The sequence below is a fragment of the Diplocloster hominis genome (genome assembly GCF_032380655.1).
GTDB lineage: Bacteria > Bacillota > Clostridia > Lachnospirales > Lachnospiraceae > Diplocloster > Diplocloster hominis.
Map to the genome: position 1 here is coordinate 35,310 of NZ_JAWDIY010000001.1, position 25,370 is coordinate 60,679.

18 protein-coding genes are annotated in these 25,370 nt (G+C 46.7%); 7 read left to right on the forward strand and 11 right to left on the reverse strand.

The annotated features are described in order from the left end of the window. The first annotated feature begins 48 nt into the window (after positions 1–48). The 3 genes from ABC831_RS00155 (at position 49) to ABC831_RS00165 (ending at position 5,837) form a co-directional block, all read left to right on the forward strand. Positions 49–1,500, forward strand: a complete 1,452-nt coding sequence (locus ABC831_RS00155) for an HD domain-containing protein (RefSeq protein WP_343246270.1) — start codon at positions 49–51, stop codon at positions 1,498–1,500. 97 nt (positions 1,501–1,597) lie between these two features. After that, positions 1,598–4,189: a glycoside hydrolase family 95 protein gene (locus tag ABC831_RS00160; protein WP_343246271.1), complete on the forward strand. Its 2,592-nt coding sequence runs from the start codon at positions 1,598–1,600 to the stop codon at positions 4,187–4,189. Positions 4,190–4,505: 316 nt separating this feature from the next. Further along, positions 4,506–5,837: an MATE family efflux transporter gene (locus ABC831_RS00165; RefSeq protein WP_343246272.1), complete on the forward strand. Its 1,332-nt coding sequence runs from the start codon at positions 4,506–4,508 to the stop codon at positions 5,835–5,837. Between the two features lie 43 nt (positions 5,838–5,880). Here ABC831_RS00165 and ABC831_RS00170 read toward each other — a convergent pair whose 3' ends face one another. Further along, on the reverse strand, positions 5,881–6,087 hold the full coding sequence (locus tag ABC831_RS00170; protein ID WP_343246273.1) for a hypothetical protein: 207 nt from the start codon (positions 6,085–6,087) through the stop codon (positions 5,881–5,883). Positions 6,088–6,441: 354 nt separating this feature from the next. Here ABC831_RS00170 and ABC831_RS00175 point away from each other — a divergent pair, with 354 nt between their 5' ends. After that, on the forward strand, positions 6,442–7,566 hold the full coding sequence (locus ABC831_RS00175) for a GntR family transcriptional regulator (protein WP_343246274.1): 1,125 nt from the start codon (positions 6,442–6,444) through the stop codon (positions 7,564–7,566). Between the two features lie 154 nt (positions 7,567–7,720). Continuing rightward, positions 7,721–8,203: an ureidoglycolate lyase gene (locus tag ABC831_RS00180; RefSeq protein WP_343246275.1), complete on the forward strand. Its 483-nt coding sequence runs from the start codon at positions 7,721–7,723 to the stop codon at positions 8,201–8,203. Positions 8,204–8,377: 174 nt separating this feature from the next. Here ABC831_RS00180 and ABC831_RS00185 read toward each other — a convergent pair whose 3' ends face one another. Further along, a complete protein-coding gene (locus ABC831_RS00185) occupies positions 8,378–9,238 on the reverse strand; it encodes a class I SAM-dependent methyltransferase (RefSeq protein ID WP_343246276.1) in 861 nt (286 codons plus the stop codon). Between the two features lie 363 nt (positions 9,239–9,601). Further along, positions 9,602–10,930, reverse strand: coding sequence for an alpha-L-fucosidase (locus tag ABC831_RS00190; RefSeq protein ID WP_343246277.1), 1,329 nt, complete (start codon positions 10,928–10,930; stop codon positions 9,602–9,604). A 243-nt stretch (positions 10,931–11,173) separates the two neighbouring features. Here ABC831_RS00190 and ABC831_RS00195 point away from each other — a divergent pair, with 243 nt between their 5' ends. Further along, on the forward strand, positions 11,174–12,064 hold the full coding sequence (locus ABC831_RS00195; protein WP_343246278.1) for an AraC family transcriptional regulator: 891 nt from the start codon (positions 11,174–11,176) through the stop codon (positions 12,062–12,064). A gap of 99 nt (positions 12,065–12,163) precedes the next feature. Here the strand turns inward: ABC831_RS00195 and ABC831_RS00200 are convergent, their stop codons facing one another. The 5 genes from ABC831_RS00200 to ABC831_RS00220 form a co-directional block, all read right to left on the reverse strand. Next, entirely contained in the window at positions 12,164–12,403 is a 240-nt protein-coding gene (locus ABC831_RS00200; RefSeq protein WP_343246279.1) for a putative signal transducing protein, read from the reverse strand. Between the two features lie 89 nt (positions 12,404–12,492). Next, the gene (locus tag ABC831_RS00205) at positions 12,493–13,308 is read right to left on the reverse strand and encodes a hypothetical protein (protein ID WP_343246280.1); all 816 of its coding nucleotides are present in this window, start codon (positions 13,306–13,308) and stop codon (positions 12,493–12,495) included. 1,149 nt (positions 13,309–14,457) lie between these two features. Next, positions 14,458–15,024, reverse strand: a complete 567-nt coding sequence (locus ABC831_RS00210) for a hypothetical protein (RefSeq protein WP_343246281.1) — start codon at positions 15,022–15,024, stop codon at positions 14,458–14,460. Positions 15,025–15,028: 4 nt separating this feature from the next. Continuing rightward, entirely contained in the window at positions 15,029–15,574 is a 546-nt protein-coding gene (locus ABC831_RS00215; protein ID WP_343246282.1) for a hypothetical protein, read from the reverse strand. A gap of 135 nt (positions 15,575–15,709) precedes the next feature. Further along, positions 15,710–18,262, reverse strand: a complete 2,553-nt coding sequence (locus tag ABC831_RS00220; protein WP_343246283.1) for a peptidoglycan-binding protein — start codon at positions 18,260–18,262, stop codon at positions 15,710–15,712. Positions 18,263–18,595: 333 nt separating this feature from the next. Between ABC831_RS00220 and ABC831_RS00225 the strand changes: the two genes are divergently transcribed. Then, positions 18,596–19,348, forward strand: coding sequence for a hypothetical protein (locus ABC831_RS00225; protein ID WP_343246284.1), 753 nt, complete (start codon positions 18,596–18,598; stop codon positions 19,346–19,348). A gap of 275 nt (positions 19,349–19,623) precedes the next feature. Here the strand turns inward: ABC831_RS00225 and ABC831_RS00230 are convergent, their stop codons facing one another. The 3 genes from ABC831_RS00230 to ABC831_RS00240 form a co-directional block, all read right to left on the reverse strand. Then, on the reverse strand, positions 19,624–21,429 hold the full coding sequence (locus tag ABC831_RS00230) for a hypothetical protein (protein ID WP_343246285.1): 1,806 nt from the start codon (positions 21,427–21,429) through the stop codon (positions 19,624–19,626). A 90-nt stretch (positions 21,430–21,519) separates the two neighbouring features. Next, entirely contained in the window at positions 21,520–22,563 is a 1,044-nt protein-coding gene (locus tag ABC831_RS00235) for a phosphotriesterase family protein (RefSeq protein ID WP_343246286.1), read from the reverse strand. A 77-nt stretch (positions 22,564–22,640) separates the two neighbouring features. Further along, entirely contained in the window at positions 22,641–25,370 is a 2,730-nt protein-coding gene (locus ABC831_RS00240; protein WP_343246287.1) for a glycoside hydrolase family 38 N-terminal domain-containing protein, read from the reverse strand.

Sequence of the window (25,370 nt, forward strand, 5' to 3'; positions counted from 1 at the left end):
CACGAAAACAGAATGTGTGGAGCGCTAAATGAGTTGCTGGAGGAAATTATGGACGGATATCAGGTCAGATTTATAGACAAAATATTGGACAATGTGCATGGCTTTATTGAATTCACTGCCGTGGAAAAGGAAATTATTGAGCTGCCGGTGTTTAAGCGTCTGCAGAGCATCAAGCAGCTGGGGCTGACGAACTGGATATTCCCGGGAGCGGAGCATACCCGTTTTATCCATTCGCTGGGAGTGATGCATCTGGCGGATCAGATGGCGATCCAGCTGCAGTATTCCGGTGAAGAGCGGCAGCTGGTACGGCTGGCCGGACTGCTTCATGACATCGGACATTATCCGTTGTCCCATGTGGGAGAACGGGCATATAAGAGCCTGCCTGCGAATCCGGAAGACGTAGTGAAAAACCAGAAGCAGAGGGTAGTCGATGGGCTTCATTCCGTGGCAGAAACCCGTTTGTATTATATGCAGGAGCCCTCGAATCCCTATCATCATGAGCATATCACGGAGCAGGTAATCAAAAGTGACGAAGACATCCGCGGTATTATTGAAAAACACTGCGGCGGCTGTCCGCTGATAACCATTGAAAATATCTGCGATATCATAGTTGGAAATGTGGAGCGTAATCCCCAGATCTCCGGCCTGGTGCAGCTGGTCCATTCCGAACTGGACGCCGACCGGATCGATTATATCATGCGTGACGCTACATTTTCAGGGACCAGCTACGGCGGATTTGAGCTGGGCTTGTTTTTGCGGAATCTGGCCAGGACGGATTATCACGGCGGGGAGATTATCGGGGTTCATCCAAAAGGGATCTCCATCGCCGATCAGTTCCTGATGAACCGCTATTATTCCTATACCCAGGTCTTCTTCAACCGGCATGTTTCCATACTGGAATTCATGGCCCGCACACTGACGGAGATCTTCATCAGCAAGAATACCAGTGAGTATCCGTCGCCGGAGGTACTGCTTCAGTATATCAAAAAGCATAACGGCAAAACGGAGTTTCTGTATTTTACAGACCGGGCATTCTGGGACAGCGTGCATCATGTATCCATGGGATATTCCCCTTATGCGGATGTATTCCAGGAACTTCTTTTGAAATACCAGGAGCTGGATCTGACGGAGAATAAGCAGATTTCCGTGACTTTTTCAGACGCGGCAGAGCTGCGGGAGCATCTCGGGGATAATCCGATCTGCCGGAATGTATACAGGGAAGATGTGGAAGCGATTCCGATTCTGAATATAGAAAGCTTTACCCATCAACTGCCTGAGGCGGTGTATGAACAGAAGCTGGAAAAGCTTCTGGATGAGGGAAAGATAAACGCGCGGCAGGCGGACATCATGAGAATACGCCGGCTTCAGGAAGGAATCACGATTATAGAGGAGGGGAAGGAACCGATTCTGCTGTCGGACAGTCCGGCATCCCTGATGTCGAGGCTGTACTCCACGAAGGTTTGCATTCTAAGAGAGTATGAGCTTCCGGGTCAGGGATAACTGGTCTGGTGAAGGACAACATCCGGGACAGGCACCTTTTGTCTGTGTCTAATGGCGATACAGAATTCGTTGGAAATTAACGTACAGGAGACAACTTATGGAACTATTGCAGAAGAATCTGAGCCAGAATGAAGCGAAGCTCATTTTACAATATCATGCGCCGGCCGATAAAGGCACCCTTATTCTAAGTCCCGGAGCCGGCAGGACCACAGAAGAAAATATATGGCAGCAGTATACCCTGCCCATCGGCAATGGCGATATGGGCGCGAATATATATGGCGGAATCAGCGAAGAACGCCTGACCTTTAATGAAAAGACGCTCTGGACCGGAGGCCCTGGCCCTGACCGGCCGGATTATATGGGGGGTAATCTGAAAGAGCGGGGACTTAACGGCAAGACCCTCAGAAAGATACAGAAGTTATTTCGGGAAGGAAGAAATACAGAGGCATCCGAAGCCTGCGAGGAACTTATCGGGGGAACGGATGGATACGGCGCTTATCAATGCTGGGGAAACCTAAGAGTTCGATACGAAGGCCTGGAAGAGGCGAGTGCCGGTAATTACCTGCGCAGACTGGATCTGGAAAATGCAGTGGCTGATGTTGCCTTTGACTGTGATAGAAGCTGCGGTACTCACGGCGGAACCCAGGCTTTCGGAACACAGGATAACCCTGCAGCGACTCACTACGAACGGGAATATTTTATGAGCCACCCCGCTAAGATATTGGCCGCAAAGCTGACGGCCCGGGGAAAAGACAAACTGAACCTGGTGATTTCTTTTGACTCCGCACAGCAGGGGATCACTATAGCGGAACAGGATAGTCTGAGGCTTGAGGGAGAAGTGATAGATAACGGGCTAAAATATTGTTCTTTGATAAAGGCAGAGACTGACCGGGGGAACATAAAAGCTTCGAGAGATCGTCTGCTTATCAGCGAGGCTGAATCCGTCGTAATATACCTGGCGGCTGCTACAGATTATGAAAACCGATGGCCCGCCTATCGCACCGGAGAAACTGCGGCCGCACTAAAAGACAGGGTCGCTCAGGTGTTGGAACGTGCGGCGGCCCGTGGATACGAAATGTTAAAGGAAGAACACATCCGCGATTACCGAAAGATATTTTCCAGGGTCAGCCTCGACCTTGGACAAAAGAATATGCGGGAGCGTGTTCATACAGAAAATATCCATACGGAGGCTGCCAATACAGAGAATGCCGATACTAAAAATTGTCAGGAGGGATCCCCGGATACGACAGACCGGCTGCTGGAAAGATATAAAAACGGACTGGCATCCCGGGCGGAGAGCCGTTGGCTGGAAGTGCTGCTGTTCCAGTACGGACGGTATCTGCTGATCAGTTCCTCACGCGAGGATTCGCAGCTTCCGGCCAACCTCCAAGGGGTATGGAACATCTCCAACGATCCCATATGGAGCTGTGATTATCACCTGAATGTCAACCTTCAGATGAATTACTGGCCTGCAGGTCCGGCAAATATGGCCGAATGCATCCTGCCGCTGATCCGCTATGTGGATTCCCTGAGAGTGCCGGGCCGGATCACGGCGAAGATCTATGCCGGTATCGATAGTACGCCTGCGGAGCCGGAAAATGGATTCATGGCCCATACCCAGAACACCCCGTTTGGCTGGACGTGTCCGGGCTGGTCCTTTGACTGGGGCTGGTCCCCGGCGGCTGTGCCCTGGATTCTTCAGAACTGCTGGGAATACTACGAATTTACCGGGAACAAAGAAATTCTGGAAAATATGATATATCCTATGATGCGCGAGGAGGCAAAGCTCTATGACCAGCTGCTGGTCCGTAAACCGGACGGGACTTTGGTATCGTCCCCGGCTTATTCCCCCGAGCACGGTCCCCGGACCGAGGGGAACACCTACGAGCACACGCTGATCTGGCAGCTCTATGAGGATACCATCCGGGCGGCCACTCAACTGGGCCTGGACCGGAGACAGGCAGAAGTCTGGAAAGAAAACCAGAAGCGGTTAAAAGGCCCCGCCGAAATCGGCGATGACGGACAGCTGAAAGAATGGTACGAGGAGAGCCGGGCGGGCAGTGTAAAAGAGTCGGAAGGTTATGCGCACCGCCATCTGTCCCATATGCTGGGGCTGTATCCGGGAAGCCTGATTTCTACGGAAAATACGGAGCTTCTTCAGGCTGCCATTACAGCGCTGGATCAGCGCACGGATGTCAGTACCGGCTGGGGAATGGGGCAAAGAATCAACTCCCGGGCCAGGACCGGAGATGGGGAAAAGGCATATCAGCTGATCCAGATGCTGATCCGGACTGGCATTTACCCGAATCTTTTTGATGCCCATCCGCCCTTCCAGATCGATGGGAACTTTGGGCTGACGGCCGGAATCTGTGAGATGCTGATACAGAGTAAGACGGGCGTAACGCGGCTGCTGCCTGCGCTGCCGCAGGAGTGGCCGGACGGAAGCTTTGAGGGACTGGCGGCCCGGGGGAATGATATCTGGAGCGCGGAATGGAGAAGATGCCGCCTGCTGCGCGCTTGTGTGTATTCTGCCAATGGAGGGACTGTGACGGTTCACTATACCGGTATTCAAAATGCCAGACTGCTGGATGAAACGGGCACCTCCGTAAATATGCATATTTTAAGCAGCAACAGAATTGCTTTTTATACTGAGGCTGGCAAACGTTATTATCTTTACATGCATAGTTGAGGGAAAGAAAAATAGTTTTTCTTGTAAGGTAAAAATAAGAAAAATTAGGAAGATACAGGGAAAAAAATAATAGTTTTTTTCTTCTTGATTGTTTGAAATAGATATGCTATAATGGCTACGCTCACTCGGAGGGCGGATCATTCAAGAGAAATGTGAGGCCGGATAAGGTGACAGGTTGAAATGCCTGTTCTTTATCCGGCTTTTTTTGTTCTCATATTAGGTATACTTTCCTATTGGAGACCTATACATGGAAAATGTCCGTCAGAAGGGGCGAAACGAACAAATACCAAACTATTATGAATTATAGGAGGACATCATGGATCTTTTACATGGAAAAGTGAGGAAGATTTATTTTAAATATCTGACAGCGGCTTTTGGAAGCGCGTTAATCTCTTCCATCTATGGACTGGTGGATATGGCAATGGTGGGGCAGTATCAGGGGCCTGCCGGAACCGCCGCGCTGGCCGTGGTCGCTCCGGTCTGGAATATTATATACAGTCTTGGGCTTCTGACGGGGATCGGCGGGTCTGTTTTATTCAGTACGGCCAGGGGAAAAAGGCAGGACGGCACGGAAAATGAATACTTTACCGCCGCGCTGATCGGTACCATTGCGCTGGCGCTGTTAAGCTGGTTTGCCATAGCGTTCTTCGACCAACCGATGCTGAAACTTTTCGGGGCCGAAGAGACACTGCTGCCGCTCGCCAGGGAATACCTGGGACCGGTGAAATTTGCGGTACCGCTCTTTTTGTTTAACCAGATGCTGGCGGCATTTCTCAGGAATGACGGTAATCCGGGTCTTGCGACTGCCGCTGTCCTGGCAGGCGGGATCTTTAACGTTGCCGGAGATTATATCTGTGTATTCCGAATGGATATGGGTATCAGGGGAGCGGGCCTGGCTACGGCCATAGGGGCGCTCATTACTTTTCTAATCATGCTAACCCATTTTTTGACCAGCAAGAATACGCTGAGGCTGGTCAGGCCAAAGAGGGTTGCGGTAAAGCTGAAAAATATCGGGGTCACAGGGTTCGCTACCTTTTTTATAGACATCGCCATGGGCGTCCTGACTATGCTGTTTAACAGGCAGATTATGAAATATTCGGGAACCAATGCCCTGGCGGTCTATGGCGTCATTGTCAACATCAGTACGATCGTACAGTGCTGCGCGTACAGTGTGGGCCAGGCTTCCCAGCCGATATTCTCCATCAATTACGGAGCCCGGCAGTGGGACCGGATCCGGCTGACCCTTCGATATGCGCTGCTGACTACTGCCTTTTTCGGCCTGGCCTGGACTGCACTGATCCTTATTTTCCCGGCCGGATTTATCCGGATCTTCATGACGCCCACGGATGAAGTGCTGGCGGTGGGACCGGCGATTCTCCGGACTTATGGTATCTCATTTTTGCTGCTGCCGTTTAATATATTCTCCACCTACTATTTTCAATCTCTGATGAGACCACGGGCCTCGTTCTTCGTGTCGGTTTTCCGGGGAGTGCTGATCAGCGGGCTGCTGATCTGGTTTCTGCCCCTGTTCCTGGGGGCCGATGCCCTGTGGATTGCCATGCCTGTTACGGAACTGCTGATTGCAGCCGTGGTGGTATATTTGATGGCGAAATATACAAAAGCCATGTCAGTGAAAAGTAAAATTTGAAAACCAAATAAAACCGGGAGTACCGTAACTGCATTGTACGCTGTTACGGCACTCCCGGTTTTTCCGGTTTGCCCGGTTTTTCCGGTTTGCCCGGTTTTTCCGGTTTGCCCGGTTTGCCCGGTTTGCCCGGTTTTTCACACTCAGGTTCTTCCTGGCTTTTCTTTAATTTATAATATAATTCTTTTATCTCAGATTCCGTCATATGGCTTATTTCTGTGGTACGATCATTGATATATATGTATTGAATCATTTGAAACCAGGTGCTAGTGTTCAATTGCCTCACCCCGTCAGGAAATGGATCTCTATAAAAGGTACTTAAAATGTATTTAAATTAAATTGATTTTCAACTATAATATAACATATAACAGTACAATTGTCAACAGAATTACCATTAAATTGTATTTAAAATGTACAGATATCAAATAATATATCAAATTGTATTGTTTTTTTATTGTAAAGTTGTATGTATTATTGTATAATAATTTTCAGATAGATGATAAATTTAATATAAATGTTCGAAGTAGTACGATTATGAGAGAGGTAAAGACTGAACAAAAAGATGTTCACCCTGGATATACGGGGTGACGCGCCCAGGGAGGTTAAAATGCCAGAGTTTAAATATCAGAGGGTTGCCGACTGGATTCGTGCTCAGGTGGAGAGCGGATTTTTCGAAGAAGAAAAAAGGATTCCGGGGGAAGAAGAATTATGCGGCAGATTTGATGTAAGCCGGCAGACGGTCAGACAGGCGATGAAGATATTGGAGGAGGAAGGCCTTGTGTATAAAATACAAGGCAGTGGAACCTATGTAAGTCCGAGAAATGGCGCACGGCGAAAAGAAGAAAAAAGCAGCAGGAAGAGCATCGGAGTTCTGATGAACAGCGTCAATGATTATATTTTCCCGCAGGTCCTGAAAGGGATCAACGACTGCCTGTACGAAAACGGATATGCCATGAGGCTGTGCATCCTTTCCCAGCAATATGATCTGGAACGGGAAGCCATCAGGAGGATGATCGGGGACCGGGTCAGCGGTCTCATTGCGGAGCCGGTAAAATCAGGGCTGCCGCTGATCAACCAGGAGCTGTACTGTGAATTTGCCAGGGAACACCCGCTGGTATTTCTGCACCGCAGGGTGGATGGGATTCCGGAAGCAGCAGGTTTTCGGGCTGGCAGTATTATGCTGGATGACGCGGGTGGATTCTGGAAACTGGCGGAGCATTTATATGAGAAAGGGCACCGGAAAATCGCAGCGGTCTGCAAGCTGGATGAAAGTACCGGAGTGGCCCGATATGAAGGCTACATGAAGTTCATGCTGGAGCATCAGTTAGAAATCAAAAATGACTGGATTTTCTGGTATTCCTCGGAAGATATAGAAACGATGTTTGCCGGTCATAAAGCGGAATGGATTCTGGAGAGAATAAGCGGCTGTACCGCGGTGATGTGCCACGATGACAGGATTGCGTTCCGTCTGATTCAGCTTCTGAAGGATAAGGGAATCCGGGTCCCGGAAGATATGGCGGTCACGGGATTTGACAATTCAGAATATGCATCGATGGATATCACCCTGACCACCATCGTTCATCCCCAGGAGGAGCTGGGCAGGAGGGCGGCCGGGGCTGTATTGAATCTGCTGCAGGAGCCGGGGCAGGATGTGTCTTGTACCTTTGCGGCCGCATTGAGAACGGGGAGATCTACAGACGCCAAGGCCGGTTCTGACGGAAAGGGGGAATAGTGCCCTGGTTTTCGGACAGTCTCCCCAATGCAGAATGGATACAATGCAGAAAAGAATCAGGAATCTGGATAATACTGGATACATCCGTAAAAATTTATGCTATAATGGCCATGGGTGTACAGCCTATACTAAATAATGAAGGAGGTTATTTCTAATGAGAAAAATTAAGGCAAAGGAATTGACAGTGGAAGGATTTGCTCCTTACGGTGAGTTTTATAATCTGGTTGAACCCACCGGCAAAAATCTGGGCAGCTTCTACCATGATCATGTTCTCTACCATACTTCAGGAAGAATGCCGGTAGCGTTTTCTTCTCTGGTGGTGGACAAACCGGAGAAATATATCGTTGATTCCGCAGAATATCACAACTATACCGGAGAGGTACTGCTTCCTCTGGACGATGATGTTGTGATCCATGTGGCGACTCCGTCGAAAGAACCGGTTCCGGAACTGACGGAAGCTTTCCTGGTACCTAAGGGTACGGTAGTAAAATTGAACGCGGCCGTATGGCATCTGGCTCCCATGGCGTTACATAATGATAAGAGCCACGTACTGATTGTTCTGCCGGAGAGAGTATATTATAACGACTGCTATGTGGTGGATTATCCGGAAGAAGATCATATTGAAATTGAGCTGTAACTAGTGTCGGCGCGTTGACGCCGGCAGCGGCGAAAAAGGGGCTGCCGGAAAATAAATAAGTCATGCCAGATATGAAACATGATTGCAGGTTTCACATCAATATCTGGTATGCAAATTTTATTTTCCGGCAGCCCCTTTGCGTTTGTGCCTGTACAATTATGAACGGTCTGAAGCTTAATCGGACTCCCAGCGTCCAGAGGCTCCGCAGGGGAGATACAGCTGATTGGAAGTAACGGGCAGACCCAGTTCGTCTGAGACGACATGTCCGTTCTGCGTTTTTAATACTGTGGAGAGCATATAAGTCAGTACGGAGGGGGCCAGGCCGGTGGTGTAAGAATTGACCAGGAAAAATAAAGGCTGTTCCGACAAAAGGTTCGCGCAGAGCCTGATAAACGGATAGATGGAATCTTCGATCTTCCAGATCTCCCCTTTTGGTCCGCGGCCGTATGAAGGGGGGTCCATGATTATGGCGTCATACTGATTACCGCGGCGGATCTCCCGCTCCACGAATTTGACGCAGTCATCCACCAGCCAGCGGATCGGGGCATCCTGAAGCCCTGAGGAACGGGCGTTTTCTTTGGCCCAGGCGACCATTCCTTTGGAAGCGTCCACGTGGGTCACCGAAGCGCCTGCCGCTGCCGCTGCCAAAGTGGCGCCGCCGGTGTAGGCGAACAGATTCAGCACCTTTACGGGACGTCCGGCCTCCTGAATCTTCCTGCCAAACCAGTCCCAATTGGCTGCCTGTTCGGGAAACAGCCCGGTGTGCTTGAAGCTGAATGGTTTTAGGTTAAAGGTCAGGGACTGGTATGAGATGGTCCATTGCTCGGGAAGCTGGAAAAATTCCCATTCCCCGCCGCCTTTGCTGCTGCGGTGATAATGTCCGTTGGGGGCTTTCCAGCCTTTCTGGATGCGTGGGGTATCCCAGATGACCTGGGGATCGGGACGGATCAGCAGGTACTTGCCCCAGCGCTCCAGTTTTTCACCATTCGAGGTGTCCAGCACCTCGTAATCTTTCCAGCCGTCTGCTATCCACATAATTTTGTAAATTCCTTTCTTTCTATCCTGAACGGGTTATGCATGTTTCGTTTACGTACGTATACGCTGGGCCAAAAGCCCGGCGGTGCTATTCTGCCGACATTATATCATGATTGCAGGCAATCATGACCCCTCCGGGGCGTTGCACACTCCGCGCCAGGGAAAGCGCTCCGGCGCAGATATAATGTCTGCCGACATTATATCATGATTGCAGGCAATCATGACCCCTCCGGGGGGATGCACACTCCGCGCCAGGGAAAGCGCTCCGGCGCAGATATAATGTCTGCCGACATTATATCATAAAAATTCAGGAAACAAAACAAAAATAGCAGCGCTAGGTGCTCAGAGCGGCGGTCTATTCATTTATATCTTTTCATTCAGACGGAAAACCACAATATTCCGTGAGCTGCCAAAATTCTTAACCGCAAAGCACAGTCCCCCGTCAACTGCTGTAATCTCCGCGTCAACTTCAGAATCCAACGGTACCGCCCTCCCGCGCAGGCCAGGGACCGTAACCGCGACCTGGTTTCTGCCTTTGGCGTCAATCAGGACATAGAGCGCACCATCCCGTTCGGTAAAATGCACCTGGATCTGATCCGCATATTTTATGGATTCCCTGCTGCTGCAGCGGCTGCCGTAGATCGCTTCCCCGTTCACATGAAGCCATTCTCCGATGGCCAGCAGACGTTTTTCCTGCTCCTTTGGAATCGTTCCGTCCGCTCTGGGCCCGATATTCAGCAGCAGATTTCCGTTGTTGGCCACTGTGGAAACCAGGAGGCTGATGGCATCCTCGATGCTGATGATTTTGTCCTCGCTCTCCATGGCATTATAGCCGAAGGATAGGCCCATTCCGCGGCACATCTCCCATTTTTCCCGGCGGTTGGCGCTTCCTGACTGGTATTCTTTCGTGGTAAAGTCATGAAACAGGTCATTGAACCGGTCATTTACCACACCATCCTCCACAGTATTATAGTAATGGGACAGCAGATAAGGCAGATTCTGCTCCCCCTGCCGGGGCCACCCGATGTCGTTCCAGAATACGGACGGAGCATAGCGGTCGATCAGTTCCAGAGACTGGTTATACGCGTAATCCGCATACGCAAATGTCGGGCTGGCCGTGTGGAACAGATCGTCATTATTCAGGATCGGATCATCCGCAAAAGTCCAGTCCACGATTCCTGAATAATAGAGGCCCATCCGAAGATTTTCCTCCCGCACCGCGTCCGTCAGCTCCCCGACAATATCCCGCTGCGGTCCTCTTTTCCATGCATTATAATCGGTATATTTACTCGGAAACAGACAAAAACCATCATGATGCTTCGTGGTCAGCACCACATATTCCGCCCCCGCTTTTTTGAACAGGCTGGCCCATTCAGCCGGGTTCCATTTCTCCGCTTTCCACATATCCGCAAACTGCTCGTATTTGAAATCTTTTCCATATTTTTGTACGTGGTAATCGTACGACGGTCCATAACCGACATGGATGGAATTATAATACCACTCGGCGTACGGATTGTTGGAAAACCAGGTTTCATCCGGGGGAACTTCGCCCAGCTCCCAGGTCTGCGGCGCAAAAGCCGGTACGGAATACAGGCCCCAGTGGATGAATATACCAAATTTTCCATCCTCGTACCACTGGGGGACCTGGTGTTCTTTCAGCGATTCCCATGTGCTGGCATATCTTTTTTTCATTGTTTATACCTCTTTATCATTTTTCTTTTATTCTAACGCCGGGCTGGGGGGATAATCCAGACAGGTACAGGACATTCTTTTGGGTCGGATGTCGTATACGCATATTTTTTGGTTCGATTATTTCTACATGGGCCTGTGTGGTAAGGCAGTCTATATTTAAGGCTGCTAAAATATGAAGGGACATTGACAAAACGCCGGGCAGTTATTAGAGTATAAATATAAACATACTGACGGAGGATTCCTATGTCCGATTATCCGTTTCAGCTGGGTTCCTGTCTGTTCCTTACTCCCCAGCTATCTTCTTCCCTAATGCAAACACCGGTACCCGAGCATGTGCACAGTACCGGTATTTATGAAGTTCATTATATCACATCCGGGTATGGAACACTGATCGCGTCCGGCCGGCGCTTTGACCTGTATCCGGGGATTCTCTATGTCACCGGCCCGCACATACCGCACAGCCAGCTGCTGCCGGAGCAAAATCCTATGGCCGAGGCCTGTATCTACTACAAAGTAGCTCCGCTTACCGGAAAGTCATCTGCTGTGCCGACGGCAAAAAAGGAAGAGGCGGCTGTCCGCATTCTATTGGACCATCCGTTCTGGATCGGCCGGGATAATCAAAATATCCGTCCCCTGCTGGAAAATATCTTCACAGAGATGGAGCAGAATCATCCGGACGCGGACATTATGATCAGCTGTTATCTGAAGCAGCTGGTACTGCTTCTGGTGCGCAATATGAGGGACAACCAGCAGATCCATGGAAACGGAAATACTACCGCCGCCGGTGAAATAGACCTGAACAGCAAACGCTTTTATCTGATCGAATGCGCTTTTTTGTCAGAATTCCGGACCATAACCCTGTCGTCCTTGTCCTCCCGGATCGGCCTGAGCACGAGGCAGACGCAGCGGCTGCTGCAGACCTATTACGGTATGGATTTTAACCAGAAACGCGTACAGGCCAGGATGGCAAAGGCCAGGCTTTTGCTGGAATCCACCGATCTGTCCGTGGGAAAAATCGCGGAAGAGGTAGGCTACGCCACTTCTGAACATTTTTGTAATACCTTCCGCAAAGTATGCCAGATGACCCCTTTGCAGTACCGCAGGAAAGACGGTCAGCCCTTTTCGTTTCTGTAGCGGAAGAATCCGGTAATCAGGTGCAAAAAAAACAGGGAGCCGGAGGACCGCTTTTGCTGTCCTTCCGGCTCAAAAATAGGAGTTTCTATTACCCGGGTCTTATTCCGGTTCACAAATACCGATCGACCGAAGCGCCTCTAACGCTCTCCCCACATCATCTCTGTCCACAATAATGTCTTCTCCATATATGGAGTTCCCTCCGTATATGTCCATCATTCCGCCGCTGCCCAGGCCCTGCCGGAAAGCGGGGATATTATTTTTCTCCAGTACTTCCAGAATCATATCCGCCTGTACCCGATCCTCAGCAGAATATATTTTTACTTCATTCATTGCTCTCATAGGAGCACCTCCTTCATTCCTTTCGGCTCTTGCGTTTCACCCAGAACCATCGATATGGAACTCTCTTGCACTTTCCGCCGTGGAGCCAGTCACTGGTTCACAGTCTTCCCCACGATAATAAACCCATTGGCGTTATCCGCAGAACGAAGCTGAAAAACTACAGAACCCGCATTCTCATCCCCTTCAAACGATGTCTTATAGTTCACTGTATAGGTCCCATCCTGAGCTGGGGTACAGTCCTGGTACGTAAATGTGAAATCCGGGAAATCTGAAAGACCGATATAATAATAACCATCCCGATAAAAGCAAGAAGTCTGTCCCTTATTCATATCCTCAAACGCGGGCTTATAATCGGGCAGTTCCACACCTAAGGCAAGCTTTACATAAGCCTCCACATCCTCAAGGCTAACCTTCACCACCTTTTCCTGCATTTCCAGGTCTTCCCGGGGAACCTCCTCGATCTCCACATCCCCCCAGGCGGCAGTATAAGAATAAAAGATAAAATCATGCCAGAATTCTTCATCCAAATTTGCCGGATCGGAAAATTCGGGTAAACAATAACACATTTTCCTCAAAAACTCTTTGCCCGTTTCGGTCAACTGTAACCCAACGGCTGTAGTATCTGAGGCTGCTCCTTCTTTTGCTGAAGAACTGCTTCCCTGATCTGTTCCGTCCTTCTGTCCGCTTCCAGTTACCTTGTTGGATTCGTCCTCCGGATTGGCTCCGCTATCCGGATCGACTCCTTCTCCCTGAATAGTTCCGCCTTCCTTTTCCGCTCCATTTACCACCGGAGCCGGGGTAACTGCATCCGCGGAAGGATCAGCCTCACCCCCGGAAGCACATCCGCTTATCCCAGCCATACCCAAGACTGCACACAGTACCATAACGACTACTAACTTTTTCATAGGATACTCCTCCCTTTTTGAGACTCCGGAACTTATGCTCGTGTTCACTGTTCTGCTTTAGCACTATTATAACAAGCCGCCAGCGCAGCGGCTAGTCCCAGTTACAATGTTCTCACTACTTTTTTGTCAAATACTGCATTTTTTCATCCACAAAGGTAGCGATTTTTTTGAATATGTTGAAAGGTTGTATTAACCCTAACACAACCTTTCAGCATCTACGTAAAACCGCTATGTATAATTTATCATGTTTTGGCTCTTTCAACAACTACTTAAATGAGCCTCTCGGCACAGTACCGAGATAAGAAGGTTTATAATGATCCTAATAGGCATCTATTGGTCTATTAGGATCTCTTAATTTGACCCCTGTGTTTTTCTCCTTTTAAAAACCCCAGAAGATATAATGTGTTCGACCATCGCTTGCATTCCCAAGCTTTAATGGGAAAAGTTCTGATTGCAAAAATTATTAAAAATACTATAAGATAAAAATAAATCGCAGCGAGAACTCCTTTAGCTGAATACCATTTAAAACACAAGAAAATTGATAATGTAATGAGAAGAATACCACAACGGATATACAGGTTCCTCAGTTTCCGAGTCATAAGCTTAGGAACATGTTTTTTGGGAATTTTAAAATATTGATTTACATCGTATATAAATTCTATACCAGACATAACAACCCCCCTGCTTGCACTAATATGTAAAATTATAACACAGTAGATTTTAATATGCTAATCACTGAGCCATTTCGAAGTCAGTCCATTTTTATCTTTTTTTTCGTGCTAAAATAGGGATATCCATTTTCCAGCCATATAGTAGTATTTTTTAGCCAATATTATATTTGGGATTTGTCTATTTAGCTTATATTATTGGTATAGTAGAAAACAGATTTTTGAGTTTATACATAATAAAAGATGTGCTCCCTCAGCCAATAGCAGTCGAGATAATACAAAATGTATCATTTGTTATTTCAGTATTGATAATATTAATCCATTCCTGGTTGATTCTCTATTCTTCAAAATTTGTGATTGGAATAAAAAAATTTGAATAGTATGTGAGAATTTGGGATTGAACAACATTTGACCTCGCAACTCAGTACAGAGATATAAAATTTTATAATGATCCTAATAGGCATTTATATGTCTATTAGGATCATTCATTTGACCCCTGTATTAAAATTTTACCTTTACGGAGAGATCCCCAATACAGTAGAATAGGTGAATCAGTATGCAACTTATGTTTTTGCAACAATTTGATAGTTTCATCCCATGAGCCGGTTATTATATTATCAGGCGACAAAATAAAATGCTTGTTCCTAACACGCATTAATATGCAATCTTCAGACGTATAATATACATAAATTGCTTCGGTATGATCTCCCGTCATTTCCCATCTTTTAAACACCACAGACCAACTATCGTTATCGAGCAGGACTCTGCCATCTCCCAGACTTCCTCCAAACCATTCACTCTGATAGATATTATTTCGTATAAAAAATAACCGCTTACGTAAAAAAAGAAAATACACAAATATTAATCCTGACAATACCAGCAGCATCCAGGGATTAGGCAATATAAAAGATAATGAAAAGCATATAATTCCAATAAAGAGCGATCGATATCCTAACCTCATATACCATTTAGCCGGGTGACGCTCAATAAGCTTCCACAAATTATTAAAATAATCTTTTTCTACATCAATCTTGATTGTTTGTTTCAATGCCTTATCCCCTCCTTAAATGAGTTAAATGATTATTTTCTTCGAAAATCTGTTCAATATCTTTAAGTGTCTCTGTCTTACTATCTGAAGCATTTATTGGGATAATCAGTAAATTTTGACGAACCCTACCCCAGTTTATATATAAACTATTTGAGGATATAAAGGCATAACAAGAGGAATTAGACATCAGAAATGTTGCATGTTCTGATTGCAAACATAGTTTGTCAGAATATACTATAACGGAAACTTTTTCTCCTTGCAAAAAACCCATGCGTGATAATGTCTCAGACCATAGTTTGAGATTAGTTGTTACAAATGAAAAAACATCGATTGCATATGCTATTAGAAATATAATAAGGTAAAAATAAATTGCAGCGATTATCCCTTTGGCTAAATACCACTTAAAACACAGGAATATTGATAATACAACCAGAAGGATACTAACGCTAATAAACTGGTACCTCAATTTCCTGGTCATAAGCTTGATAGCATGTTTTTTGGGAATCTCAAAATATTTATTTACGTCATATATAAAATCTATTCCAGTCATAGCAACACTCCTCTTAAACTTATTATTTTTAAAAATTATAACACAGTAAATTTTAAATTACTATATCCCCAATGTCAGAGACATATGAATCTTACGAATTTAAGGGGTGCTTACTAAGAAGCACCCCAAAATAAATTAAGCTGGCTTTAATTGCAAAGTATAGCCAAGAATAGAAATTATAGTTTCAATGGCTGCTACGCCGAAGAAATAAAACAGTAATGCTGCGATTACCACCAAAAGGGCTGCTGTAACATAAGCCAATGCTTCTTCGTCAAAATTATCTCTCCAATTTGCTAATGCCTTTAAATCAGCTATAAGTTCTGGAGAAAATGCAGGTGGCAGGTTCGTCAAGTGTATTGTATAAATAACTTCCAATGAAAGCGTACCATTCAGATCATATATACTGGGATCATCGATCACTGTTTCTATTGAAAGTTGTATTGAATCGCCAATGACACCGTAGCGTATTATAATATCACCATCAGCCAGTACATGTCCTACACCTTCTAGAGAAATCTCCGGGAAGCTTGGGAATTCCGTTGTTGCAAATACCACAATATCAGATAACTGTGCTTCAATACCCGCCTCTGATAAATGTCCATCACTTACACTTATTGATATATTACCAGGCAAATCTGTCCCCGTTGTTAACTGGTGATGTACTACAGCTTCAACTTTCACATTAGGTTCATCAATAAGAGTAAATGTTTTGTCAAAATCAAACTCAAATATGGACAAGTATTTTCCTAATCCTAATTTGCTGAAAACTGAATTAGCATATCGAATTATGAGTGCTTTACTCTCCGCCTCCGATTCGGATTCACTACTGGGAGAGTTATCGCCATAGCCCTCAATATAAAGATCTGTCAAATTATAACGATGTGTATCTACTTTATCACCAGTATTTCCTTCGATAGTGACAATTTCACCATTGCTGGATTCCACAACGATACCGGTGTGGCCGATCCGCCCAACCTCTGCACGATAGAAAAAGACAATATCACCGACCTTCGGCGTATAATCTCCATCGGCGCGATTATGGTATCTGCCTTTCTGCTTATACCAGTTTGCTCCGGTCGGACAATAGGCATACTTAGGAATAAACGTAGTGGGTATCCCAGCCTGATAAGCGCACCAGGAAACAAATATAGCGCACCAGCTCTGGGCGTTCATACCATACCACTGGCCATAAGGATTGATATTATTGGCATTGTCCTCTGCAAAGCCTAAGTTAAGTTCATATCTGGCCACAGCCACAAATTTTTCCAAAGTACCTGCTGGTGCAGTAACCGGCACATGATATAATTCGAATAATTTGCTCCATGTCCCCGGTCCGCACATTCCGTCTACCTCCAGGCCATATGCAGTTTGGAAAGATTTTACAATGTTCTCCATATCTGCGCCAAAGATTCCGTCAATCGTGATGTTGTATCCCAACTGCTTCAAGATGTGCTGCAGGTATTTGGTTAATGATCCATTAGAACCTCTTTTCTGTACGGCAGATACTGTTCCCGTACCGGAAGAACCGCCATTTAAAACTGCCATGGTTCCAGCGCCGCACATCCCATCTACGGTCAGACCATTGTCTGCCTGGAAGGCTTTAATAGCATTGAAAATGGTTTCAGTGCCCAGGCCATCGATCGGTCCAACAGTATAACCTTTGTTTGCAAGTAATGACTGCATATTTTTTACAACAGCGACCAGCTTGTCCCAGGTAGCCACATCTACAATACCCGTCTGGCTGAGGTTATATTTTACCTGGAATCGTTTCACCGCTGATTCGCATCCTGGCCCAAATACTCCATCAGTACCATTAGGGCTGATTCCCTGGATTAGTAAGCCCCACTGCAAATTAGTAACCCGTGGGCCTCTGTCACCTCTGGATAAGGGCAGATCGTCATTGCCGCCGGATACTGTGCCTAATAATGCCTGCTGTGTAGCGGGGCCGCACATACCATCAACCGTCAGGCCATTATCCGCCTGGAAATATCTCAGCTGATTATATGTAGTGGGTCCGCCCACACCATCAGCTCCGCCAACATCATAGCCATGAGCTTCCAGTGCCTGCTGTATTTCCAGGATTAAGCTGGACATCTTGGCCCAGGTGGTAGTATCTACGATACCGGTAGAGGATAATCCATACCGGGTTTGTAATCTTTTTACCGCTGTTTCACAACCGGGACCGAATACACCGTCTGTCCCATTCGGGTTACATGCAAGGATCATAAGTGAATACTGAAGCAGCATAATCTTAGAGCCTTTATCCCCACGCTGGAAAGGTAAATCCGCAGCGGTGATTGTTGATGATGTACTTCCGGACGTAGAATACAGCTTATTTCGTGTGGCTGGTCCAACCATACCATCAGCGGAAAGGCCGTTAGCAGTTTGAAAACTTAGGACTGCATTGTAAGTGCCGTCACCGGCTACCCCGTCTAAACTGCCGCTATAAAATCCTTTATTTTTTAATGCTTGCTGAATCGGTAAGATCTCGGAACAAAGTCCCGCCCAGGTAGCGTCATCAACGATACCAGTCTGATCCAGTCCCAAATCACTCTGCAGTTTCTTGACCGCAGTTTCATTACCGGCTCCAAAGGTGGAATCAATACTCATCTGATAATACAACGTGATTCGTAAACCCTGCTGTAACCATTTAACTTGTATACTGGAATCTCCTCGTTTTAAATACATAAATATCACTCCTCGTATAATATTATGAATACTATTACATGATCAATATTACAGCTGCGAAAATAGGTTCATAATTATGGAATTTAGACTCGGCCTAAGTCTTTAATATCTGTTACATCTTAATTATAGAACATATGTTCTATAATTCAAGCCCCAAATATCGTATATCCATTAAAAAGACACGATTTGTGATTATTTTTATCACATATAGTGTCAAGAGGATTTGTGATATCCGTGCTTCTGTCCGATTCATCTGTGCCGTTCAGCACGCAACTTTACATGTACCTCTAATTACTATACAATATATATAATATTTTTAAAGGAGATGAAAGTATGAAGGTAAATATTTTGATAATATTATGTCTCTTAGTACTCGCTTTAGCAGGATGTAATAAGTCGATTGTTGAAAATGATAGTATTGTTGATAAAAAAACTGAATATCTTCATAACTTACCTGATTCGTCTTCCATCCCAAACGAATTTAGAATATCTCTATATTCGGATAACCTATATGATGACTCAGGCGCTATTATTTTACAAACGTCAATTTTATTACCAGGTTATCAACAAGAATTAGACCTTCTTCAGAGGAAAGGAGATGTAATTTGTACCCCTGCAATTAATTCTTGGCTATATGAGGTTCGCGGTTATAATGATGACAAACAAACTTTATATTACAAATTGTCTGACAAATTTATGTTTGATGGGAAAGAATACTATGAAGCTGATCCTAAGCTGAAATCTTTTATATCGGCATGTTTTCAGGCCCGTAGTATAGAAAAAGTGGAATTGAATTCCATAGATGATCCATATAATATAAAAACATGGGAACAAGGCCTAGACACAGAAGCAATTCTTAAATGGTGTTATGCAAGTACTCAATGGTTTGATTATCCTGTCGATATAGATAAAGAGAGTGTTTCTTTGCAGGGGGCTTTGATTCTAAATTTTCTAAATGAAACTAAAGAAAATAAATTTATTATTACTCCTGAATATATTATTACTCCAGATCAAGTATATGAATCAAAAGAAAATTTATATGATAAACTGTTAGAGGAATCACAGTTAGATACTCTGTTAATTTAAGTTTAATTAACCTGGTGCATATGATAAAACTTTTGCTTCTATACGCAAATTTTTATATCTTGGCAATTAATCTCATCTATATTTTTTATCTCCGGATTTCGGCCACCAAATAGTCCGATCTAGTAAAGATAGATGCGTAAATTTACCACCTTCTGTGCTGCCGGTTGGCCGCCCCCTCCGGGGATGTGTTAATAAAGGAATCCAGCTGATTGCAAAAATGGTCTATCGCGATAACCTATTGAAAGCGAATCGCGATAGACCTTACATTTCCAATGTTACTTTTTCATATAGAAAATCACGCAGGTACAAAAGCAGCCATCTTCTGATATGATTTCATAGTCTCCAAAATAAGCGGGTACCGCCGCGCACTGCAGCCTTTCTATACTTGTGCATATTTCCGGGTTGGTCTTACTGCGTATTGTCACATGATGTCCAACCGTCAGCGTAATCATCTGCAGATGCCTGCCTGATGTAGTATATTCACCACGCTTATCGAAATAGATCCGTTCAATATCAAACGGCATTTCCGGCAAACTTGAGAACTTATCCATCCAATAATCTTTTGTCCAGAGAGTTACCTCCGCCCGGGCGCGCAGGTTCTCCTGCACATACCCGGCACGCCGCCAGTGTTCGTTGTCAAATGCATGTTCCAGATGCATATTCAGCGGCTTGCCGGTCATGGTCTTCTTATCATCATCCCAGGATTGACGTGCGAAATCGTACTGGAAGAACGAATACTCCGTTCCGGCTATAGACGGGCTGGTATCCATTTCCAGTACCATCTGGTTGCCGCCATGTCCGTGGGCTGTTCCCGGCGGGATCAGATACAAATCTCCCACATTTGACTTCCAGTTCGCGATGTAATCTTTCCAGTTTTCGATGGACTTCCGGTTATTGGATTCAAAGCACTTATTTTCAAACTCTTCCAGATCGCAGTGATCCTTGAATCCCATCCACGTATTCGCGCCCTCATATGCTTCTGCGATATAATAGGTTTCATATCTCCCCAGCGGCTCATTAAAATGCTGCTTCACATAGCGGCTGCCGGGATGATTATGGATAGGCATGGAAATACGCTCCGCAGGCTGCTGATCCGGAAAATATCCATCGTCCAGCCAGATATCAAGCGGCCACAAGTCAGGATAGTTTTCAGCCATATAATCACCCGTAACTTCCCTGTTATATTGAAGCAGATTGATCAATGGGAAATTAAGCGTGCGTTCCGCGCCAAAATCAATTACCACGGACATTTCCGGTCCGGACATCTTATTCCATGCGGATATCTCCAGACCCTCGATCTCCCAGAGGTCTTTGTGCCGGTATGCCCCCCACGGGCCGGGCTGGAAGATCTGTACCTGCTTGATCGGATATCTCACAGCCGTCTTTACTATTTCGTCATAGGCAGATCGGGGAACCAGTTTCAGATCCTTTGCATCAAAAGCCTCCACATAGAAGTCCATCCGTGCAAACAGATATTTCTTGTGACGGTATAACAGATAAAAATCATTGTAATGATATTCTTTCCAGTTATAGTTTTGGGGAGGCTCGGTACAACCAAACGGGATCAGTTCCCCTTCCCACATCTTCAGTTCCAGACGCTGCATGGTAATGTCCAGGTAAAATATCCTCTGGTACTTACCGGAAAGTTCCGGCACTGCCGCCCCAAATCCGTACACCATTACCGGTTTTTGCGCCTGCTCCAGCTTGTCACAAAGTGCTTTCAGCTTATCTGCATCCATAATATCCGAGATCACACCGCTGTCATTGACATACCCGAACCCCGGATCGTCGGTCACATAAGGCTGCTTATATTTCGCAAGCTCCTCCTGCGTTATGTACAGAGTACTCGCATCGATAAACTCACATTCTGTCCCGCGCCGCTCCATTTCCAAACGAACCTTTTCCGTAATAGCCTGGTAATCCACTCCATACCAGCCATCCAGCGCTGCTGTCCCTTTGGCCTGCAGTTCATCCGCGATGTAAGCAACTACCTTATCCGTACCGAATACTGCAGACTCTTTAGATTCCTCACTTATTCTGATCACATTTTCCGCGTTATGCTTGTCTTCATATAATGGCATTTTTCTTACCTCCTGTTTTCCTTAATCTTCCTAATTACATAACTTAATTTCTAATTACCGGGCTTAGTTTCCGACTGATTCATCGGCCTATCAGGGCAGCGCCAAAATCCTGGCCGGATTCGATACCAGCATACGTCGGATGGCCGTATCCTGCATACCTTCCAGGCGCATAAGAGGAAGAATATTTTCCAGTATATGCGCATATCCGCCCCCGCCGTTTTTGACATAGCAAACCTTGAAGCACAAATCCTGGGACAGTACCAGCTGCCTGCTGTACCCCAGCTCACAGAGCCGGGCAATCGTCCGGATTCTGTCTATATCCCGCGGCAGCCACAGCCCCTTTGTGCCTTCCACTTGAATAAGAAACTCCAGTCCGAACTGGTCAAAAGAAATATTGACACCGCGCTGCAGCAGCCGCTCCAGATAGACGGAATCATCGCTGAACGGATCGCAGTGACACAGCACCGTTTTCTTAAGGTTTCCGCCGTTTTCTTCAAAGACATCCAGGATGTCGTGGCCGAGCTTTTTTAGTCCGGGCTGGTGAATCAGGACAGCGGCCCCAGTCTCAGCCTGGGCTTTTGCGGCGGCTGCCAGGGACTGCTGCTCGCATTCGGGGAACTCCTCAGTAACGCCGATCTCCCCGATCACACCCGCTTTGATGTCTGTGTCATCCACGCCCACCGTCAGTTCCCTGACGAACAGCTTTGTTTTTTCATCACAAGTCAGGGTCTTTGTTTCGCTGCAGGAGCCCTGCACATATACACCGGTTGCCGCGATCACATGAATACCGGTTTTTTGCGAGATCATTTGCTGCGCTTTCGGATACCGCCCGATTCCCAGACAGGAACAGTCTACCAGAGCAGCCCCTCCGGCCTTCTTAAGCCGCGCCACCTCCTGTATCGCCTCCTCCGGATCCAGCTGTTTCGCATTGTCCCTGTGATTATGCATATGCCATAAGCGGATCTTACAGAGGTCCTCCAAACAAATCTTCCTGGTCAGAATTGCTTCTCCCGGCTTATCCGGATCGATCTTCTTCTGATAAACTTCCTGGTTCCACAAAAGGTGCTCGTGCATCATGGTGATCCCCAGCTGCTCTGGTGCAATAGGCCCCAGCACTGTATTGATATGGCTCATAATCTCTCCCTTCCGCCGCCAAACGCAGGCGGCACAAAAAACAGATCTGATACCCGCAAAATTAAAACCGCAGGGAATCAGAATCTCACTCTCACCGTAACCGTTTCATAAGCACCGATCGGTATCTGATCCGGAGTAATTTCGCAGATATCTTCTTCTAAAATGGTGCATTTTATGGCTGAGGATGCTTTCCTATCCCCAAAATCAAGCCCCGCTTCCGCTTCCCGGCCTTCGGTCTCCCTGATTCTTACAATGAATCCGTCCTTGTTTTCCGCCATCTTAAAACACGTGATACACAGATTTTCCTGATCCAGGCGGATCTCCCGGCAGGGTATATTACCCTGCAGAAGCTCTGGCGGATATACAGCATTTTCTGCAAAAGCTTCCGCATTCACCCTGCTGCCGGTGGTTACCGAGTAGCGGTAGATCACCTCCCCCTGCTGCAGCGGAGGAAAGTTCGTCTGGCAGTTATTATATAAAATCATGGAAACCATATGGGCATTTTTCATATCTCTCCCGCTGACATACGGTTCCTGATATCCTGCCGGGTTTAAATGCCGGTGCGCCTGGGATACGGCCGTGGGATGGATTCCTCCGAATTCCATGATGCGCGCTTCGTTCATAGCCAAGACACAGGAATATTCTTTTCCCTCAGCCTTGCACCAGTGCTGACAGGCAAACTGATTGGTATTTGCGCCTTCTATGATATCCTCAAAGGCCCTGACCGGCGTTCCGATTCCCTGGTAAGTAAGGATTGGATTCTCCATTTCGAACGGAAATACCACAAATGCCTCCCGCAGCGGCGTCCTGTCCAGAACCAGCCTGTACGAAAAATCGATACGCTTCATGGTATGATACAGAATTATCTCCGTCACTGCCAAAGGGATAGAATATACCGTTGAGTACAGGACCATACTGTCTGCCACCGCCCCCTCCATGCGGTGATACATGCGTTCTGTCTTCGTTCGGAAGATCCGGTTGGTCTCTATATCCCTGACAAGGATCTGCCCCACCGGCTGGTTTGCCTGCGTAACGTACCTGCCGATTTCTTTGTCATACACCCTGGCCAGTGTACCGTTTACAGGATCAAACTCCAGCCGGTAAAAGCCGTTTTCAAAAATATGATCCTCGCATTTCACCTCATCGGTGACCGGAAGGTTCCCCAAAAACCGCAGTTTACACAGCGAGAGGTTCCCTTTTTCGGGTACTGCAAAGGTATACTGATTGATCACTTCATCCGGCAGTTTCATAGCATACAAATCCGCAAGGCCGCAGACCGGCAGCCGGACATCTTCTATCCGGTCACACTGCACGAGCACCGCAGGATTCCTGCCATCTGTTTTAACGGAATAGATACTGCCAGGTTCTGTTTTTTCAGGTTCTATAGCATCGGTAGGTTCTATGGCATCGGTAGGTTCTATGGCATCGGTAGGTTCTATGGCATCGGAATCGACCAGCATATATGTATGATGATCCGAACCATTTCCAAGTTTTTCGCGCTGCAGAAATGTGGCTGCTGAATTCCCTTTCAGCCCTGCGGGACAGAATAGCGTATAGGTACCATCGGTTTTTGCAGCGTCTGTAATTTTTACGGAATCCCACAGTTCTTCCGCTTTTATCGCGGCCCGAAACGCATAATTCATTTTCAGGGACCGGTTATACTCATATGGATATCCAAAGGTATCCATGCCGAAACAATGCTCGTCGTACAGGATCACATCGGAATATGCGGACCTCATACGCTCTCTGATATCAGGTCCGTCTCCTGACAGAAGTGTCATTGCATTCAGCTTCTCCAGTACCGGAAGCCTTGCTTTTGTCCGGGCATTTAACGCCGAGACCGAAGCCTCCGATAAAGAACAGGTGGTATAATCCGTATGCGGCAGTTCCCCCGTGATTGTCCTGACTGTTTTGCCCTGGCAGTCCCTCTTTAATGCTTCAAAAAACATGCTCTCCGTGGCGACGATACATTTGATGTCCTCGTGTTCCTCATTCCACCGTCTCACCACATCACAGACAGCCATGGACGGAGGTACATTATCCATGCCGTGATCCACGTAGCGCATGACCTGATACGGTACCCCTTTTGTCTTTAATTCCGCCACATATTCCGGCAGCTCCCTGCATACCTCCTCATAGACCTCGGCTTCAAAGACGGTACGGACCGCCTTGCTCATGTGCCCATATCCGAATTGATACCAGGCGAAAACCTCCCCCCCGTCAAGCGCTTTCCACTGGTATGCTGCCGGATATCCCCAGTCAAAAAGCTTTTTCTCGTCCCAAAAGGAGTTTCCTTTTTCCAAATGTCTGCCTTCGCAGTCTTCCCATTCGAAATAAGTCGGGAATCCCGTAAACAGATAGGGCACTTCTGCATCAGAGAGAGCTTTGATTACCCCCGCGCTCATTCCGGGGATATCCGTAAGCGCAGCCGAAGTAATCTTCCCTTCGCATTCTCTCGCATAAGCCGCTGACGGATACATCAGCCGGGCTATCTCTTCCTCCGAACAGATGCCGTCTATCACATTTGCGTAAAATGCCTGGATTTCAATCCTGCCGCTTTTTACATAGAACTTCATGCGTTCGCAGTTGTTCCCGGACGTGTGTTTCAGATAATAATCCAAAGACCAAAAGGATTCCACGGTATAGCGGTACTGCGCTTCCGGGGGATAAGCAGCCGTACGGTCACAAAAATCCAACACATCGTCATAATAACGGCAGTAGGACTCTAAAAGTTCATCGATTGCCTGGGTATATCCAAGATCATGATGTGTCTTAGGCACAAAATATACATAAAATGGCTTCTTCAT

What these genes read in the sequence shown, in the direction of transcription:
- ABC831_RS00155 (WP_343246270.1), top strand. Translation starts at nt 49, where the DNA reads ATGGACGGATATCAGGTCAGATTTATAGACAAAATATTGGACAATGTG.
- ABC831_RS00160 (WP_343246271.1), top strand. Translation starts at nt 1,598, where the DNA reads ATGGAACTATTGCAGAAGAATCTGAGCCAGAATGAAGCGAAGCTCATT.
- ABC831_RS00165 (WP_343246272.1), top strand. Translation starts at nt 4,506, where the DNA reads ATGGATCTTTTACATGGAAAAGTGAGGAAGATTTATTTTAAATATCTG.
- ABC831_RS00170 (WP_343246273.1), bottom strand. Translation starts at nt 6,087, where the DNA reads ATGATTCAATACATATATATCAATGATCGTACCACAGAAATAAGCCAT.
- ABC831_RS00175 (WP_343246274.1), top strand. Translation starts at nt 6,442, where the DNA reads ATGCCAGAGTTTAAATATCAGAGGGTTGCCGACTGGATTCGTGCTCAG.
- ABC831_RS00180 (WP_343246275.1), top strand. Translation starts at nt 7,721, where the DNA reads ATGAGAAAAATTAAGGCAAAGGAATTGACAGTGGAAGGATTTGCTCCT.
- ABC831_RS00185 (WP_343246276.1), bottom strand. Translation starts at nt 9,238, where the DNA reads ATGTGGATAGCAGACGGCTGGAAAGATTACGAGGTGCTGGACACCTCG.
- ABC831_RS00190 (WP_343246277.1), bottom strand. Translation starts at nt 10,930, where the DNA reads ATGAAAAAAAGATATGCCAGCACATGGGAATCGCTGAAAGAACACCAG.
- ABC831_RS00195 (WP_343246278.1), top strand. Translation starts at nt 11,174, where the DNA reads ATGTCCGATTATCCGTTTCAGCTGGGTTCCTGTCTGTTCCTTACTCCC.
- ABC831_RS00200 (WP_343246279.1), bottom strand. Translation starts at nt 12,403, where the DNA reads ATGAGAGCAATGAATGAAGTAAAAATATATTCTGCTGAGGATCGGGTA.
- ABC831_RS00205 (WP_343246280.1), bottom strand. Translation starts at nt 13,308, where the DNA reads ATGAAAAAGTTAGTAGTCGTTATGGTACTGTGTGCAGTCTTGGGTATG.
- ABC831_RS00215 (WP_343246282.1), bottom strand. Translation starts at nt 15,574, where the DNA reads ATGACTGGAATAGATTTTATATATGACGTAAATAAATATTTTGAGATT.
- ABC831_RS00220 (WP_343246283.1), bottom strand. Translation starts at nt 18,262, where the DNA reads ATGTATTTAAAACGAGGAGATTCCAGTATACAAGTTAAATGGTTACAG.
- ABC831_RS00225 (WP_343246284.1), top strand. Translation starts at nt 18,596, where the DNA reads ATGAAGGTAAATATTTTGATAATATTATGTCTCTTAGTACTCGCTTTA.
- ABC831_RS00230 (WP_343246285.1), bottom strand. Translation starts at nt 21,429, where the DNA reads ATGCCATTATATGAAGACAAGCATAACGCGGAAAATGTGATCAGAATA.
- ABC831_RS00235 (WP_343246286.1), bottom strand. Translation starts at nt 22,563, where the DNA reads ATGAGCCATATCAATACAGTGCTGGGGCCTATTGCACCAGAGCAGCTG.
- ABC831_RS00240 (WP_343246287.1), bottom strand. Translation starts at nt 25,370, where the DNA reads ATGAAGAAGCCATTTTATGTATATTTTGTGCCTAAGACACATCATGAT.